The organism is Diaphorobacter sp. JS3050, from assembly GCF_013154915.1.
Classification (GTDB): domain Bacteria; phylum Pseudomonadota; class Gammaproteobacteria; order Burkholderiales; family Burkholderiaceae_C; genus Diaphorobacter; species Diaphorobacter nitroreducens.
On record NZ_CP053553.1, the window covers coordinates 513548 to 527332 of the forward strand.

Below are 13785 nucleotides of genomic sequence, written 5' to 3' on the forward strand. Positions count from 1 at the left end.
TGACAGGCGATTGAACCACTGCTCGCCCTGCGCGGGCAGTGCGCTTGGGGCCTCAGTCTTTTTTGGGCGCCAGGCGGGTGATCAGGCTGGACGTGTCCCAGCGGTTGCCGCCGGCAAGCTGCACGTCGGCATAGAACTGGTCCACCAGCGCCGTGACCGGCAGGCGCGCACCGTTGCGCTTGGCTTCGTCGAGCACCAGGCCCAGGTCCTTGCGCATCCAGTCCACGGCAAAGCCGAAGTCAAAACGGCCCTCCACCATGGTCTTGCCGCGGTTGTCCATCTGCCAGCTCTGGGCAGCGCCCTTGCCGATCACGTCGAGCACCAGCGGCATGTCCAGGCCCGCGTGCTGGCCGAAGGCAATCGCCTCGGACAGACCTTGCACCAGGCCGGCAATGCAGATCTGATTGACCATCTTGGCCAGTTGGCCGGCGCCGCTGTCGCCAATGCGGGTGAACGCGCGCGAGAAGGCCATCGCCGTGGGGCGTACGGCATCGAAGGCCGCAGCGTCGCCGCCGCACATCACGGTCAGTTGCCCGTTTTGCGCGCCGGCCTGCCCGCCGGAGACCGGCGCGTCGATGAACTGCAGGCCCAGCGTGCGGGCGGCGCCATAGAGTTCGCGCGCCACCGCCGCGGATGCCGTGGTGTGGTCCACGAAGACCGCACCCTGCTGCATGCCGGCGAACGCGCCGTCGGCCCCGAGCACCACGGAGCGCAGGTCGTCGTCATTGCCCACGCAGCAAAACACGATGTCCGCGCCTTGTGCGGCCTCGCGCGGCGTCTTGGCATGTTTTACGGTTGCAACGCCCTTGAATTCAGCGCACCATGCTTCTGATTTCGTAGCGGTACGGTTGTACACCGTCACGGTATGGCCCGCCGATGCCAAGTGCCCCGCCATCGGGTAGCCCATGACGCCCAAGCCCAGGAAGGCCACGCGGCGTGCGGGGACCGGATCGTAGGTGCGGGGATTGATGCTGCTGCTCATGGGTTGGGCTCCGTCAAAAAGAGAGGCCCGCAGGGGCGGGCCGGGTGGGGCGAGTGTGTGGGTATCAGACGATGGCGAAATGCTCGGTGCCCGAGGCCAGGTCCGTCGTCTTGGCACGCTGGCTGCTGAGCTTGATCTGCAAGCGCAGGTCGTTCACCGAGTCGGCGTTGCGCAGGGCATCCTCATAGCTGATCACGTTGGCCTCGAACAGGTCGAACAGTGCCTGGTCGAAGGTCTGCATGCCCAGGTTGCGGCTCTTCTTCATGATTTCCTTGATCTCGGCCACCTCGCCCTTGAAGATGAGGTCGGCGATCAGCGGCGTGTTCAGCATCACCTCGACGGCGGCCGCGCGCCCCTTGCCGTCCTGCTTGGGAATCAGGCGCTGCGAGACCAGTGCCTTGAGGTTCAGCGACAGATCCATCAGCAGCTGGGCGCGCCGCTCCTCGGGGAAGAAGTTGATGATCCGGTCCAGTGCCTGGTTGGCGCTGTTGGCGTGCAGCGTGGCCAGGCACAGGTGGCCGGTTTCGGCAAACGCCACGGCGTGCTCCATGGTCTCGCGGTCGCGGATTTCGCCCATCAGGATCACGTCCGGCGCCTGACGCAGCGTGTTCTTGAGGGCCGCCTCCCAGCTGTCGGTGTCCAGGCCCACCTCGCGCTGCGTGATCACGCAGTTCTTGTGCGGATGCACGAATTCCACTGGGTCTTCCACCGTGATGATGTGGCCGAAGGAGTTCTCGTTGCGCCAGTCCAGCATGGCGGCCAGCGTGGTGGACTTGCCCGAGCCCGTCGCGCCGACCAAAATGCACAATCCGCGCTTGGTCATGGTGACTTCCTTGAGCACCTGCGGAACGCCCAGGCCGTCGATGGTGGGCAGCGTGAGCGGAATCGTCCGCAGCACCATGCCCACGCGGCCCTGCTGCACGAAGGCGTTCACGCGGAAACGGCCCACGCCCGCAGGCGAGATGGCAAAGTTGCACTCCTTGGTGCGCTCGAAGTCGGCCACCTGCTTGTCGCTCATGATGGCGCGCGCCAGCGTGAGCGTGTGGTTGGGCGTCAGAGGCTGGGGAGAGACCTTGGTGACCTTGCCGTCGACCTTGATCGCCGGCGGAAACTCCGCCGTGATGAAAAGGTCGCTCCCCCCACGGCTGACCATCAGCTTGAGCAGATCGTTGATGAATTTACTCGCCTGATCCCGTTCCATCCCATACCCCCTTGGTCGTCAGCCTTGTGTTGTTGTGCCGGGCTGTTCAGCGTTGATTTTCACTCAGACGCGCGCTCACCACGCGCAGGCGCTGCGACAGCTTGCGCGCCAGCAGGGCCACCAGGCTGGCGGCCAGTTGCGGGTCGTGGGCCATCATCTCATCCAGCGCCTCGGCGCTGAGCACCGCGATCTCGCATTCCGTGAGCGTGGTGCACGCCGAAAAACGGATGCCGCTGTCCAGCAGCGACATCTCGCCCAGGATATCGCCGGGCCGCGTCTCGGCCAGGCGCAGTTGCTCTCCCCAGGGCTGGACACGGTCCACGGCGATGGTGCCCGTGAGCAGCACGACCATGAAGTTGCCGTATTCGTCCTGGCGGATCAGGTCGCGGTTGGGCGCAACGGAGGCGAACTCGAAGAAGCGCTCCATGCGTTCCACGGCGTCGTGGTCCAGGTGCGCCATGTACTTGTCCTTGCTCCACAGCGATTGCAGCAGCCTGCCGCCACGGCTTTGGGGCAGGCGCTTGGCATCGACTTCGACGGCGCGCGCCTCCCAGGGGACCAGTTGTGATTGCTCCACGCCCTGGCCGGCAAATGCGGTGGTGAAGAACACCGAGTCGGTGCTCTCCTCTCCGGACTTGCGGTTTTTGGACTTGAGCAGGCCGAGAATGCCTTTCATGATGGGGCTCCGATGCGGGCTCGTGTACCAACGAGCCTGGTAGTGAAAAAGTGTGCGGGCCCGCCTTGGAGGGGGGTCAGCCGGGGAAGTTCTCGGGAATCTTGGCCTTGCTGCGCGCCTCGGCCGGGCTGATGATGTTGCGGCGCACCAGGTCAGAGAGGTTCTGGTCCAGCGTCTGCATGCCGACGCTGTTGCTGGTCTGGATGGTGGAGTACATCTGCGCCACCTTGGCCTCGCGGATCAGATTGCGGATGGCGCTCGTGCCCAGCATGATCTCGTGCGCCGCCACGCGGCCAGAACCGTCCTTGGTCTTGCACAGCGTCTGCGAGATCACCGCCTGCAGCGACTCCGACAACATCGCGCGCACCATTTCCTTTTCCTCGGCGGGGAAGACGTCGATGATCCGGTCGATGGTCTTGGCGGCACTGGACGTGTGCAGCGTGCCGAACACCAGGTGGCCCGTTTCCGCGGCGGTCATGGCCAGGCGGATGGTTTCCAGGTCGCGCATTTCGCCCACCAGGATGGCGTCCGGGTCTTCGCGCAGGGCGGACTTCAGCGCGGCCGCGAACGACAGCGTCATCGGGCCGACTTCACGCTGGTTGATCAGGCACTTCTTGGACTCGTGCACGAACTCGATCGGGTCTTCCACCGTGAGGATGTGGCCGTACTCGCTTTCGTTGAGGTAGTTGACCATGGCCGCCAGGGTGGTGGACTTGCCCGAGCCTGTGGGGCCCGTCACCAGCACCAGGCCGCGCGGCTTGAGCGCCAGGTCGGCAAAGATCTTGGGCGCGTTGAGCTGCTCCAGCGTCAGGATCTTGCTCGGAATGGTACGGAACACCGCGGCCGCGCCGCGGTTCTGGTTGAACGCGTTGACGCGAAAGCGCGCCAGGCCGTCGATCTCGAAGGAAAAGTCCACTTCCAGGAACTCTTCGTAGGTCTTGCGCTGGGCGTCGCTCATGATGTCGTACACCATGGCGTGGACGGTCTTGTGGTCCAGTGCATCGACGTTGATGCGGCGTACGTCCCCGTGGACCCGGATCATGGGCGGCAGGCCGGCGGAAAGGTGCAGGTCGGACGCCTTGTTCTTCACGCTGAAGGCGAGCAATTGGGTGATGTCCACGGATTCCCTCTTATCGTTTGATACGCTTGGGCGAACATTATGACGACGATTGCCAGCAACCTCCAGAATGTGCGGGAGCGCATCGCGCGCGCCTGCGCGGCGGCCGGCAGGCCACCCGATGCCGTGGCGCTGCTGGCGGTTTCCAAGACCTTCGGCCCCGAGGCCGTGCGTGACGCGGCGTTGGCGGGCCAGCGGCGGTTTGGCGAAAACTACATTCAGGAAGCCGTGGAAAAGATGGCTCTGGTGGCGGCGCTCGGGCTGCCGCAGCCGCTGGAGTGGCACTGCATCGGCCCGGTGCAGAGCAACAAGACCCGCCTGGTGGCCCAGCACTTCGACTGGGTGCACACGGTGGACCGCCCCAAGACGGCGCAGCGTCTGTCCGACCAACGTCCCGACAACCTGCCCGCGCTGCAGGTCTGTATCCAGGTGAACGTGGATGGTGGCGCCACCAAGGCCGGTGTGCCGGCCGAGGAGGCATTGGCGCTGGCCCAGGCGGTGGCAGCGCTGCCGCGGCTCACGCTGCGCGGCGTCATGAGCATCCCCGACCCGGTGCCCGACGAGGCCGCGCAACTGGCCGTGCTGCTGCGCGTGCGCCAGGTGTTCGACACCCTGCGCGCGCAGGGCGGCCCGGGGTTCGAGGCGGTCGATACCCTGTCGCTGGGCATGACCGGCGACCTGGAGGCCGCGGTGCGCGCCGGCAGCACCATGGTGCGCGTGGGCAGCGGCATCTTCGGTGCGCGCCACTACCCGGCCTGATAAGCTGGCCGTCCTCTAGTTTTGACGGAGATTCCCTCATGCCCGGTTTGCTGCCCGACGTCGATCCCGATGGCCTGCTCGAATTCTCGGTGGTCTATACCGACCGTGCGCTCAACCACATGTCGCGCCGCTTCGTGGGCGTGATGCAGGACATCCTGGCGACGCTCAAGGAGGTCTACCGCGCGCACACCGCGGTGCTCGTGCCCGGCAGCGGCACCTTCGGCATGGAGGCCGTGGCACGCCAGTTCGCCAACCGCGAGAAGGTGCTCATCGTGCGCAACGGCTGGTTCAGCTACCGCTGGAGCCAGATCTTCGACGCCGGCGGGCTGGGCGGTGGTGCCGTGGTCTGCCAGGCGCGCCGCCAGGGCGACGGTCCACAGGCGCCCTGGGTGCCCTGCCCGGCGAGCGAGGTGGCCGCCGCCATCCGCGCCGAGCGCCCGAAGGTGGTGTTCGCCCCGCATGTGGAGACGGCCAGTGGCATCCTGCTGCCCGACGATTACCTGCGCACCGTGAGCGACGCCGCGCACGAGGTGGGCGCGCTGTTCGTGCTGGACTGCGTGGCCTCCGGTGCCATGTGGGTGGACATGGAAAAGACCGGTGTGGACGTGCTGATCTCCGCGCCGCAAAAGGGCTGGAGCGGCTCGCCCTGCTGCGCCATGGTGATGCTGTCGGCCCGCGCGCGCGAGGCGATCGAGCAGACGCAGAGCTCCAGCTTCTCGTGCGACCTCAAGAAGTGGATGCAGATCGCCGAGGGCTACGAAAAGGGCCAGCACGCCTACCACACCACCATGCCCACCGATGCGCTGGTGCGCCTGCGCGACGTGATGCTGGAAACGCGCGACTACGGCTTTGCCAAGGTGCGCGACGAGCAGATCGCACTCGGCGCCAAGGTGCGCGCGCTGCTGCAGGCGCGGGGCTTTCCCAGCGTGGCGGCTGCGGGCTACGAGGCACCGGGCGTGGTGGTGAGCTACACCACCGACCCCGGCATCCAGAGCGGCAAGAAGTTCGCCGAGGCGGGGCTGCAGACCGCCTCGGGCGTGCCGCTGCAATGCGGCGAGGGTGCGGACTTCCAGACCTTCCGCCTGGGCCTGTTCGGCCTGGAGAAGTGGCACAACGTGGACCGCACGGTGGGCCACCTGGCCGCGGCGCTGGACCAGGTCGCGCCGGCGCGCTGACTGGCCGGCGGCGCAAAAGCGCCCATCTCCTACAACCGCGGGGTGGCGTGGGCCGCGGTGCGCGGCTATGCTTTCCCGCATGCATGCGTCCCCCCTGGAGCCTGGTGCGCAGGCCGCGGCTTCGGCCGAGCCGGCCGCGCTTGCGGGCCGTGCCTCCCAGCTGTCCCGGGCCAAGCGCCAGGCCACCGGCCTGCTGCTGGCAGTGGTCGTCGTCTTTGCGCTGACCTATTTCTTTCCACCCAGTCTGGGCGTGGCCTGCGTGCGCGCCGTGGCGGAGGCCGCCATGGTGGGCGCCCTGGCCGACTGGTTTGCGGTGTCGGCGCTGTTTCGGCGCATCCCGCTGCCGCTGGTGCAGCGCCACACCGACATCATTGCGCGCAACAAGGACCGCATCGGCGGCAACCTGGCGGTGTTCGTGCGCGACAAATTCCTGGACGCGCCTTCGCTCGTGACCATGATCCGCCGCCACGATCCGGCCAACATGCTGGCGCAGTGGCTCACGGCACCGGCCAACGCGCGCCTGCTGGGCAGGCAGGTGGCCAGGCTGGCGCTGACCGCGCTGGACACGGTGGAGGACGCGAAGATCCAGGCCTTCCTGAGCCAGGCCGCGCGCACGCTGGTGGGCAAGATCGACCTGTCGCGCTCCATGGCGTCGGCGCTGGGCGCGCTCACCTACCAGGGCCGGCACCAGGCGCTGCTGGACGACCTGCTGGAGCGCCTGGGCGGCATGGTGCGATCCGAGGACACGCGCGCCTTCGTGGCCGACACGCTGCTGCAGTGGATCAAGCGTGAGCATCCGCTCAAGCAGAAGGTGCTGCCCACCGACTGGCTCTCGGGCAAGGGCGCCTCGGCCATCACGCACGCCGTGGACACCCTGCTCAAGGCGGTGGCCGAGGACCCGCAGCACGAGCTGCGCGAGGCGTTGGACGGCGCCGTGCAGCGCCTCATCGCCCGCCTGCAGACCGACCCCGATTGGGCGCGCCGCGGCGACGAGGTGCGCGGCTACCTGCAGAACGACGAGGTGCTGGGCCGCTATGTGCGCGATCTGTGGAGCGACCTGCGCCAGAAGCTGCGCGACGATCTGATGAACGAAGACTCGGCATTGTCCGCGCGCGTGGCCGACATGGGGCAGTGGCTGGGGCTGTCGCTCGCGGGTGATGCGGCGCTGCGCGTGCGCCTGAACGTGCGCCTGGAACTGTGGGCCGCCACCTTTGCGCCCGATGTGGCGCAGTCGGTGGCCGAACACATCCGCGCCACGGTACAGCGCTGGGACGCGCAGGAGATGGCGCGGCTGGTGGAACTGCACATCGGCAGCGACCTGCAGTACATCCGCATCAACGGCACCGTGGTGGGCGGCTGCATCGGGCTGCTGCTGTTCGCCGTCTCGCACGCGGGCGCGTTGTGGGCGGCGGTGGCTGGGCTGTGAATGCTATCTAATTAGTAGCTGCTAGCGCTTGCTGGATAAGCGCTAAGACCCGATTTTGCTTAGAACCGAAAATCCAGCGTTTGCGGCGCCCGGCCCACCTGCACGGTGCGGCTGTGGTTCTGGCCGGCGCCCTGTACCTCCACACGGTAGCTGCCCGCAGGCAGTTGCAGCAGGCACACGGGGCCGCCGGCGCGCAGTTGCATCGCGTCGCCCCCGCCTTGCGGTGTGATGCGCACGTCGACGTTGGCCTCGTAGGCGCCATCCGCTCGCGCGAACAGCAGCGACAGGGGGTAGTCCTTCATGGCTGCGCGCATGGCGGTGGATTCGTCCGTGCCGATGCCGCCGCACTGGTAGTGCAGCGCGCCGGCCGTCTGCACGGGCGGCAGCACGGCCGGGCGGGGCGCGCTGTCGGCCTGCGCCTGCACGGCGCTGGCGCCGCTGGTCAGCAGGGCACACAGACCCAGCGGCGCCAGACGGCGCGGAAGTCGAAACGGGAACGGGGACAACACGGGCATGGCGCACCTCCTTGTCAGGGGTAAAAGCGCCATGCTGGCACCTGGTTGCGCGCCGCGCTGTCAGCCCAGGGCGCGAGCGCGCGTGGTGGCCGTCAGAAGCGCGGCAGGTTGGCGTGGCTCATCTTGCCGTTGCGCACCAGCATCTTGCCGTACTCGGCGCAGCGGTTCAGCGTCGGGATCACCTTGCCGGGGTTGAGCAGGCCCTGCGGGTCGAACGCCTCCTTGAGCGCGAACATCTGCGCGTTCTCCTCCACGGTGAACTGCGCGCACATGGAGTTGAGCTTTTCCACCCCCACGCCGTGCTCACCCGTCACGGTGCCGCCCATGGCCACGCTGGTTTCCAGAATGTCGGCGCCGAACAGCTCGCAGCGGTGCAGCTGGTCGGGGTCGTTGGCATCGAACAGGATCAGCGGGTGCAGGTTGCCGTCGCCCGCGTGGAATACGTTGCAGCAGCGCAGCTGGTACTTCTTTTCCATCTCCTGGATGGCGAGCAGGATGTCCGCCAGGCGCTTGCGCGGGATGGTGGAGTCCATGCACATGTAGTCGGGACTGATGCGGCCGCTGGCGGGGAAGGCGTTCTTGCGCCCGCTCCAAAAGCGCATGCGCTCTTCCTCGCTGGTGCTGACCGAGATGGCCGTGGCGCCCGAGCCGCGCAGCACCTCGCTCATGCGCGCGATCTCTTCCTCCACCTCCTCAGGTGTGCCGTCGGACTCGCACAGCAGGATGGCCTCGGCCATCAGGTCGTAGCCGGCCTTGACGAAGTCCTCCACGGCGGCGGTCATGGGCTTGTCCATCATCTCCAGGCCGGCCGGGATGATGCCGGCGGCGATCACCGCGGCCACGGCGTCGCCGGCTTTGCGCACGTCGTCAAAGCTGGCCATGATGCAGCGCGCCAGCTGCGGCTTGGGCACCAGCTTGACGGTGACCTCCAGCGCCACGGCCAGCATGCCCTCGCTGCCGATCACGGCGGCCAGCAGGTCGTAGCCGGGCGCGTCCAGCGCCTCGGCTCCGAAGGTGATGGGCTCGCCCTCCATGGTGTAGCCGCGCACGCGCAGCACGTTGTGCACCGTCAGGCCGTACTTCAGGCAGTGCACGCCGCCGGAGTTCTCGGCCACGTTGCCGCCGATGGTGCAGGCGATCTGGCTGCTGGGGTCAGGGGCGTAATACAGGTTGTAGGGCGCGGCGGCCTCGCTGATGGCCAGGTTGCGCACGCCGCACTGCACGCGCGCCGTGCGGGCGACCGGGTCCAGGTCCAGGATGCGGTTGAACTTGGCCAGCGACAGCGTCACGCCCATGGCATGCGGCATGGCGCCGCCCGACAGGCCCGTCCCAGCGCCGCGCGCCACCACGGGCACGCCCAGGCGGTGGCAGGTCTTCAGCACGGCCTGCACTTCGCCTTCCGTTTCGGGCAGGCACACGACCAGCGGGCGCTGGCGGTAGGCCGTGAGGCCGTCGCATTCGTAAGGCGTGGTGTCCTCGGGCTGCCAGAGCAGCGCATGCTGTGGCACGCAGGCCGACAGGGCCTGCACGACCTCGGCCTGGCGCTGGGCGCGTTCGGTGGATGTGGGGCTGGGCATGGCGTGACTGTAGGCCATGGCGTGCGCGCGCGGCGTGAGTTTTCTTGCAGGCGGGCGTGAGCCGTGTTGCGCCAATTGCTGCGTTATTAATAGCTACTGGCGCTTGATGGATAAGCGCTAGAGCCTGATTTGGCTTATGGAAATTGGCTTGCGCACGGCCGCGCCGCTTGCGGGGTTACCCCAGCGTGCGGCGCAGCCAGTCCGCGAAGGCCGCGCATTCCCAGCGGTCCATGGTGCCGGTGCGCCAGCACAGGTAGTGCGCGTAGGGGCTGGGGGCGTCGGTGTCGAACAGGCGTACCAGTGTGCCCTGGTCCAGCCAGGGCGCGGCGAGCTTGAGCCGTACCGGGGCCACGCCCATGCCCGCCGCGGCGGCGTCGCACATCAGGCCCACGTCGTTGAATTGCGAGCCTTCGTTGGGTTCGGCCCAGGCCAGGCCCACGGCTGCGAACCAGCTGCGCCAGGGCTCCAGCGGGCTGCGCAGCAGGGGCAGGCCTTCCAGGTCCTCGGGGCGCTCGAAGGGGCCATGCTCGCGCACGAATGCGGGCGAGGCCAGGGGCGTTAGCACGTCCCGTGCGATCTCCACATGCTCCATGTCGGCGTAGTGGCCGGGGCCGTAGCGCACGACGAGGTCCGCGTCCTCCGCCACCACGTCCAGCAGCGGGATGGAGACCTGCAGGGCCAGGTCGATCTCGGGGTAGGTCTCGGTGAACTGGCGCAGCCGCGGGATGAGCAAGGCGCGCGCGAAGGTGGGGGTGACCGCGATCTTCAGCCGGCGCTTGCCCGGCGCCACTGCCGTGCCTGGGAAGCGCTGCAGCGCGGTGAGCCCCTCGCGCACATGGGCCAGATAGGCGCTGCCGTCGGTGGTCAGGGAAAAGTCGGCCCGCCCGAACAGCCGCGTGCCCAGGATCTGCTCCAGCTGCTTGACGCGGTGGCTTACGGCGCTGGGGGTGACGCACAGCTCATCGGCCGTCTGCGTCACGCTGCGCAGGCGCGCCAGCGCCTCGAAGGTCAGCAGGCACTGGATCGGCGGGATGCGCCGCAGGCTGGCGGCGTCCAGGGCCGCCTTGGCCGCGATGGAAAGGGATTGCGTGGCCATGGCGGCGTGTGGGGCAGGGCGGGTTCAGCGGAAGACGACGGTCTTGTGGCCGTTGAGCAGCACGCGGTGCTCGCTGTGCCACTTCACGGCGCGCGCCAACACCTGGCTTTCGGTGTCCCGCCCGCGGGCGGTGAGATCTTCCACGGTATCCGTGTGATCCGCTCTTGTAACATCTTGTTCGATAATCGGCCCCTCGTCGAGGTCGGCCGTCACGTAGTGGGCGGTGGCGCCAATCAGCTTCACCCCGCGGTCATGCGCCTGGTAATAGGGCTTGGCGCCCTTGAAGCTGGGCAGGAAGCTGTGGTGGATGTTGATCGCGCGGCCCGACAGCTTGGTGCACAGGTCGTTGGACAGCACTTGCATGTAGCGCGCCAGCACCACCAGTTCGGCCCCCTCGGCCTGGATGATCTCGTACTGCTTGGCCTCGGCCTGCGCCTTGGTGGCGGCGGTGACGGGGATGTGGTGGAAAGGGATGTTGTAGCTGGCCGCGAGCTGGTAGAAGTCGCGGTGGTTGCTGATGATGGCGCGGATGTCGATGGGCAGCAAACCGCTCTTGTAGCGAAACAGCAGGTCGTTGAGGCAGTGGCCTTCCTTGCTGACCATCAGCACGGTCTTCATGGCCGCGCTGGTGGCATGCAGGCTCCAGCGCATGCTGTGCTCTTCGGCAAAGGTGGCCAGTTCGGCCTTGAGGGTGGCTTCGTCGGTGGACTCGCATGCGAATTGCACGCGCATGAAGAAAAGGCCGGTGCCCTGGTCGTTGTACTGAGCGGCTTCCTCGATGTTGCCGCCGTGGTCCAGCAGGAAGCCGGAGACGGCGTGCACCAGCCCGAGCCGGTCGGGGCAGGACAGTGTCAGGATGTAGGAATGGGTCATATGCTGCGATTGTCGCAGCACGCGAGGCCCCTTCAGGAGTGTGGATTGCTGAGTAAAGGCGCGGGCCGCCGGCCCTCGTGGAGGCCCCTGCAGGGCCGCTGGATGTTGGCGCTGGCCGTTGTTGCCATGGGTGCGGCCTGGGCCTGGGCGGGTGCGGCCGCCTTGCAGTACCTGCCCCTGGAGCCGCAGGCGCTGCAGACCCTGCTGCAGTACAAGAGCGGGCTGGACGCCGTGCTGGCGGGTGCTCTGCTGGGCTGGCTCCTGCTGCGCTGGCGCCGGGGCGGGAGCCGGCGCACCCTGGCGCGCCGGGTGGAGCAGGTGCTGCGCCACGCGCCCGCCGGCATGGCGCGGCTGAGCATGGATGGACGCCTGGTGTGGGCCAATGAACGCCTGCGTGAATGGCTGGGCGTGGCGCCGCACGAGCCGCTGCCGCAGGTCGACTTCCGAACGCTGGTGCGCCCGCACGACAGCGATTGGGCGCAGCGGCAACTGCAGCGGCTGCGCGCCGGCGAGATCGACCATTACCAGGGCGAGCGCTGGTGCCGCAACCAGCGCGATGGATCGCAGCTGCCCGTGCTGTGTACCGTGAGCCATGTGCTGGCCCTGGAGAGCGAGCCCGACCACCTGGTGTGCGTACTGCAGTCCCTGCGTGAAGTGCATGCCGCGCGCGACGCGCAGGCGCTCAGCGAACAGCGCTGGCGCCTGGCGGCCACGGTGGTGGACAACACCATCGAAGGCGTGGTGGTCACCGATGCCGACGGCCGCATCCTCTCGGTCAACCCGGCCGTCACGCGGCTCATGGGCTATACCGAGGAAGAGTTGCTGGGCCAGAACCCGCGCGTGTTCAAGTCGGGGCGGCACGGACCGGCGTTCTACGAGGCCATGTGGGACACCATGCGCCAGACGGGCCACTGGCAGGGGGAGATATGGAACCGGCGCAAGAACGGCGAGGTGTTCCCGGAGCGCATGTCGCTCTCGGCCGTGCGCGGCGCGGACGGCGCGGTGACGCACTACGTGTGCATGTTCACCGACATCTCCGAGGAAAAGGCCCAGCACCAGCGCCTGGAGTTTCTGGCGCACTGCGACCCGCTGACCGGCCTGCCCAACCGCGCCTGGTTTGGCGAGCAGCTCGACAGCGCCGTGCGCCAGGCCCAGGACAGCGGCGAGCAGATGGCCCTGCTGCTCCTGAACCTGGACCGCTTCAAGGACGTGAACGACAGCTACGGCCACGCCGTGGGCGACGAGGTGCTCAGGCACACACCCGCCAGGTGGAGCAGAGCCTGCGCCCGGGCGATCTGCTGGGGCGGCTGGCCGGCGACGAGATCGCCGTGCTGGCCCGCCACCTGCGCCATGCGGACGGCGCGGCAGCCGTGGCGCGGCACCTGATCGCCGCGGCCAGCACGCCCTGGTGCACGCCCGATGGCATCGAGGTGGTGGTGGGCGTGAGCGTGGGCATCTGCATGTTCCCCGCGCATGCGCGGACCACCGAGGCGCTGCTGCAGGGCGCGCATTCCTCGGTGTACGGCGCCAAGGCCCGCGGGCGCGGCGCGTATTGCTTCTTTGACGAATCGCTGATCCAGGCCGCGCGCGAGCGCCTGGAAATCGAGGCGCGGCTGCGCGTGGCTCTGGCGCAGGGGCACCTGCGGCTGTACTACCAGCCGCAGGTATGCATCGCCACCGGCCGGATCATGGGGGCCGAGGCGCTGGTGCGCTGGCTGGACCCGCAGGAGGGCATGATCTCGCCCGCGCGCTTCATCCCCGTGGCCGAGACCTCGGGCGTGATCGGCCCGCTGGGCCAGTGGGTGATGCGCGCCGCCTGCGAGCAGGGCCAGCGCTGGCGCGCCGACGGCCTGCCGGAGATCCGCCTGGCCATCAACCTCTCGCCGCGCCAGTTCCAGTTGACCGACGTGGCCGCCTGCGCCGCCGAGGCGCTCAAGGCCAGCGGCTTCCCGGCCCGCTGCCTGGAGCTGGAGCTGACCGAGTCGGTGCTGGCCGAGCGGCCCGACGAGATCCGCGCCGTGCTGCAGCGGCTGCAGCAGCTGGGCGTGCGCATGGCGGTGGACGACTTCGGCACCGGCTATTCGTCCCTGGCGCACCTCAAGCGCTTTCCCATCGACGTGCTCAAGATCGATCAGGGCTTCATCCGCGACATTCCCCGCAGCGCCGACGACATGGCCATCAGCGCCGCCATCGTTGCCATGGGGCACAGCCTGGGGCTGTCGGTGCTGGCCGAGGGGGTGGAGACGCCGCAGCAGCTGGCGTTCCTGCGCGAGCGTGGCTGCGACGCCTACCAGGGCTGCCTGTGCAGCCGCCCCCTGCCGGCGGAGGAGTTCGCCCGGCTGCTGCAGGCGCACAACGGCATGGCGGGCTGAGCGAGCGCGGGCTGGG

Annotated in this window: 11 protein-coding genes and 1 pseudogene; 4 read left to right on the plus strand and 8 right to left on the minus strand. The window is 68.2% G+C overall.

The genetic code is table 11. The features are described 5' to 3' along the window. Positions 1-52: 52 nt before the first annotated feature. From HND92_RS02520 to HND92_RS02535, 4 genes are all read right to left on the minus strand, one after another. Positions 53-982, minus strand: a complete 930-nt coding sequence (locus HND92_RS02520) for an NAD(P)-dependent oxidoreductase (protein WP_011803878.1) — start codon at positions 980-982, stop codon at positions 53-55. Positions 983-1046: 64 nt separating this feature from the next. Further along, positions 1047-2183: a PilT/PilU family type 4a pilus ATPase gene (locus HND92_RS02525; protein WP_011803879.1), complete on the minus strand. Its 1137-nt coding sequence runs from the start codon at positions 2181-2183 to the stop codon at positions 1047-1049. A 46-nt stretch (positions 2184-2229) separates the two neighbouring features. Then, positions 2230-2859, minus strand: coding sequence for a Crp/Fnr family transcriptional regulator (locus HND92_RS02530; RefSeq protein ID WP_047350275.1), 630 nt, complete (start codon positions 2857-2859; stop codon positions 2230-2232). Between the two features lie 76 nt (positions 2860-2935). Next, positions 2936-3979 (minus strand): type IV pilus twitching motility protein PilT, encoded by a 1044-nt coding sequence (locus tag HND92_RS02535; RefSeq protein WP_011803881.1) that lies wholly within the window; start codon positions 3977-3979, stop codon positions 2936-2938. Positions 3980-4018: 39 nt separating this feature from the next. On the opposite strand from HND92_RS02535, the gene HND92_RS02540 reads away from it, so the two are divergent. From HND92_RS02540 to HND92_RS02550, 3 genes are all read left to right on the plus strand, one after another. Further along, positions 4019-4735: a YggS family pyridoxal phosphate-dependent enzyme gene (locus HND92_RS02540; RefSeq protein WP_047350273.1), complete on the plus strand. Its 717-nt coding sequence runs from the start codon at positions 4019-4021 to the stop codon at positions 4733-4735. Between the two features lie 38 nt (positions 4736-4773). Continuing rightward, positions 4774-5910 (plus strand): aminotransferase class V-fold PLP-dependent enzyme, encoded by a 1137-nt coding sequence (locus tag HND92_RS02545; protein WP_012655458.1) that lies wholly within the window; start codon positions 4774-4776, stop codon positions 5908-5910. 79 nt (positions 5911-5989) lie between these two features. Next, positions 5990-7336 carry a DUF445 domain-containing protein gene (locus HND92_RS02550; RefSeq protein WP_371814840.1) on the plus strand — a complete coding sequence of 449 codons (1347 nt, stop codon included), beginning with the start codon at positions 5990-5992 and terminating at the stop codon, positions 7334-7336. Positions 7337-7395: 59 nt separating this feature from the next. Here HND92_RS02550 and HND92_RS02555 read toward each other — a convergent pair whose 3' ends face one another. The 4 genes from HND92_RS02555 to purU all read right to left on the minus strand — a co-directional run bounded on the left by HND92_RS02555 (position 7396) and on the right by purU (position 11397). Next, on the minus strand, positions 7396-7851 hold the full coding sequence (locus HND92_RS02555; RefSeq protein ID WP_253940091.1) for a carboxypeptidase regulatory-like domain-containing protein: 456 nt from the start codon (positions 7849-7851) through the stop codon (positions 7396-7398). Between the two features lie 92 nt (positions 7852-7943). Further along, complete coding sequence (locus tag HND92_RS02560; RefSeq protein ID WP_253940092.1) at positions 7944-9428, minus strand: FAD-linked oxidase C-terminal domain-containing protein; 1485 nt, start codon at positions 9426-9428, stop codon at positions 7944-7946. 175 nt (positions 9429-9603) lie between these two features. Continuing rightward, the gene (locus HND92_RS02565; protein ID WP_172205650.1) at positions 9604-10524 is read right to left on the minus strand and encodes a LysR substrate-binding domain-containing protein; all 921 of its coding nucleotides are present in this window, start codon (positions 10522-10524) and stop codon (positions 9604-9606) included. A 24-nt stretch (positions 10525-10548) separates the two neighbouring features. Further along, positions 10549-11397, minus strand: a complete 849-nt coding sequence (gene purU, locus HND92_RS02570; RefSeq protein ID WP_011803889.1) for a formyltetrahydrofolate deformylase — start codon at positions 11395-11397, stop codon at positions 10549-10551. Between purU and HND92_RS02575 the strand changes: the two are divergent. Next, a pseudogene (locus HND92_RS02575) lies at positions 11398-13769 on the plus strand (putative bifunctional diguanylate cyclase/phosphodiesterase). It begins immediately after the preceding gene. Positions 13770-13785: the final 16 nt, after the last annotated feature.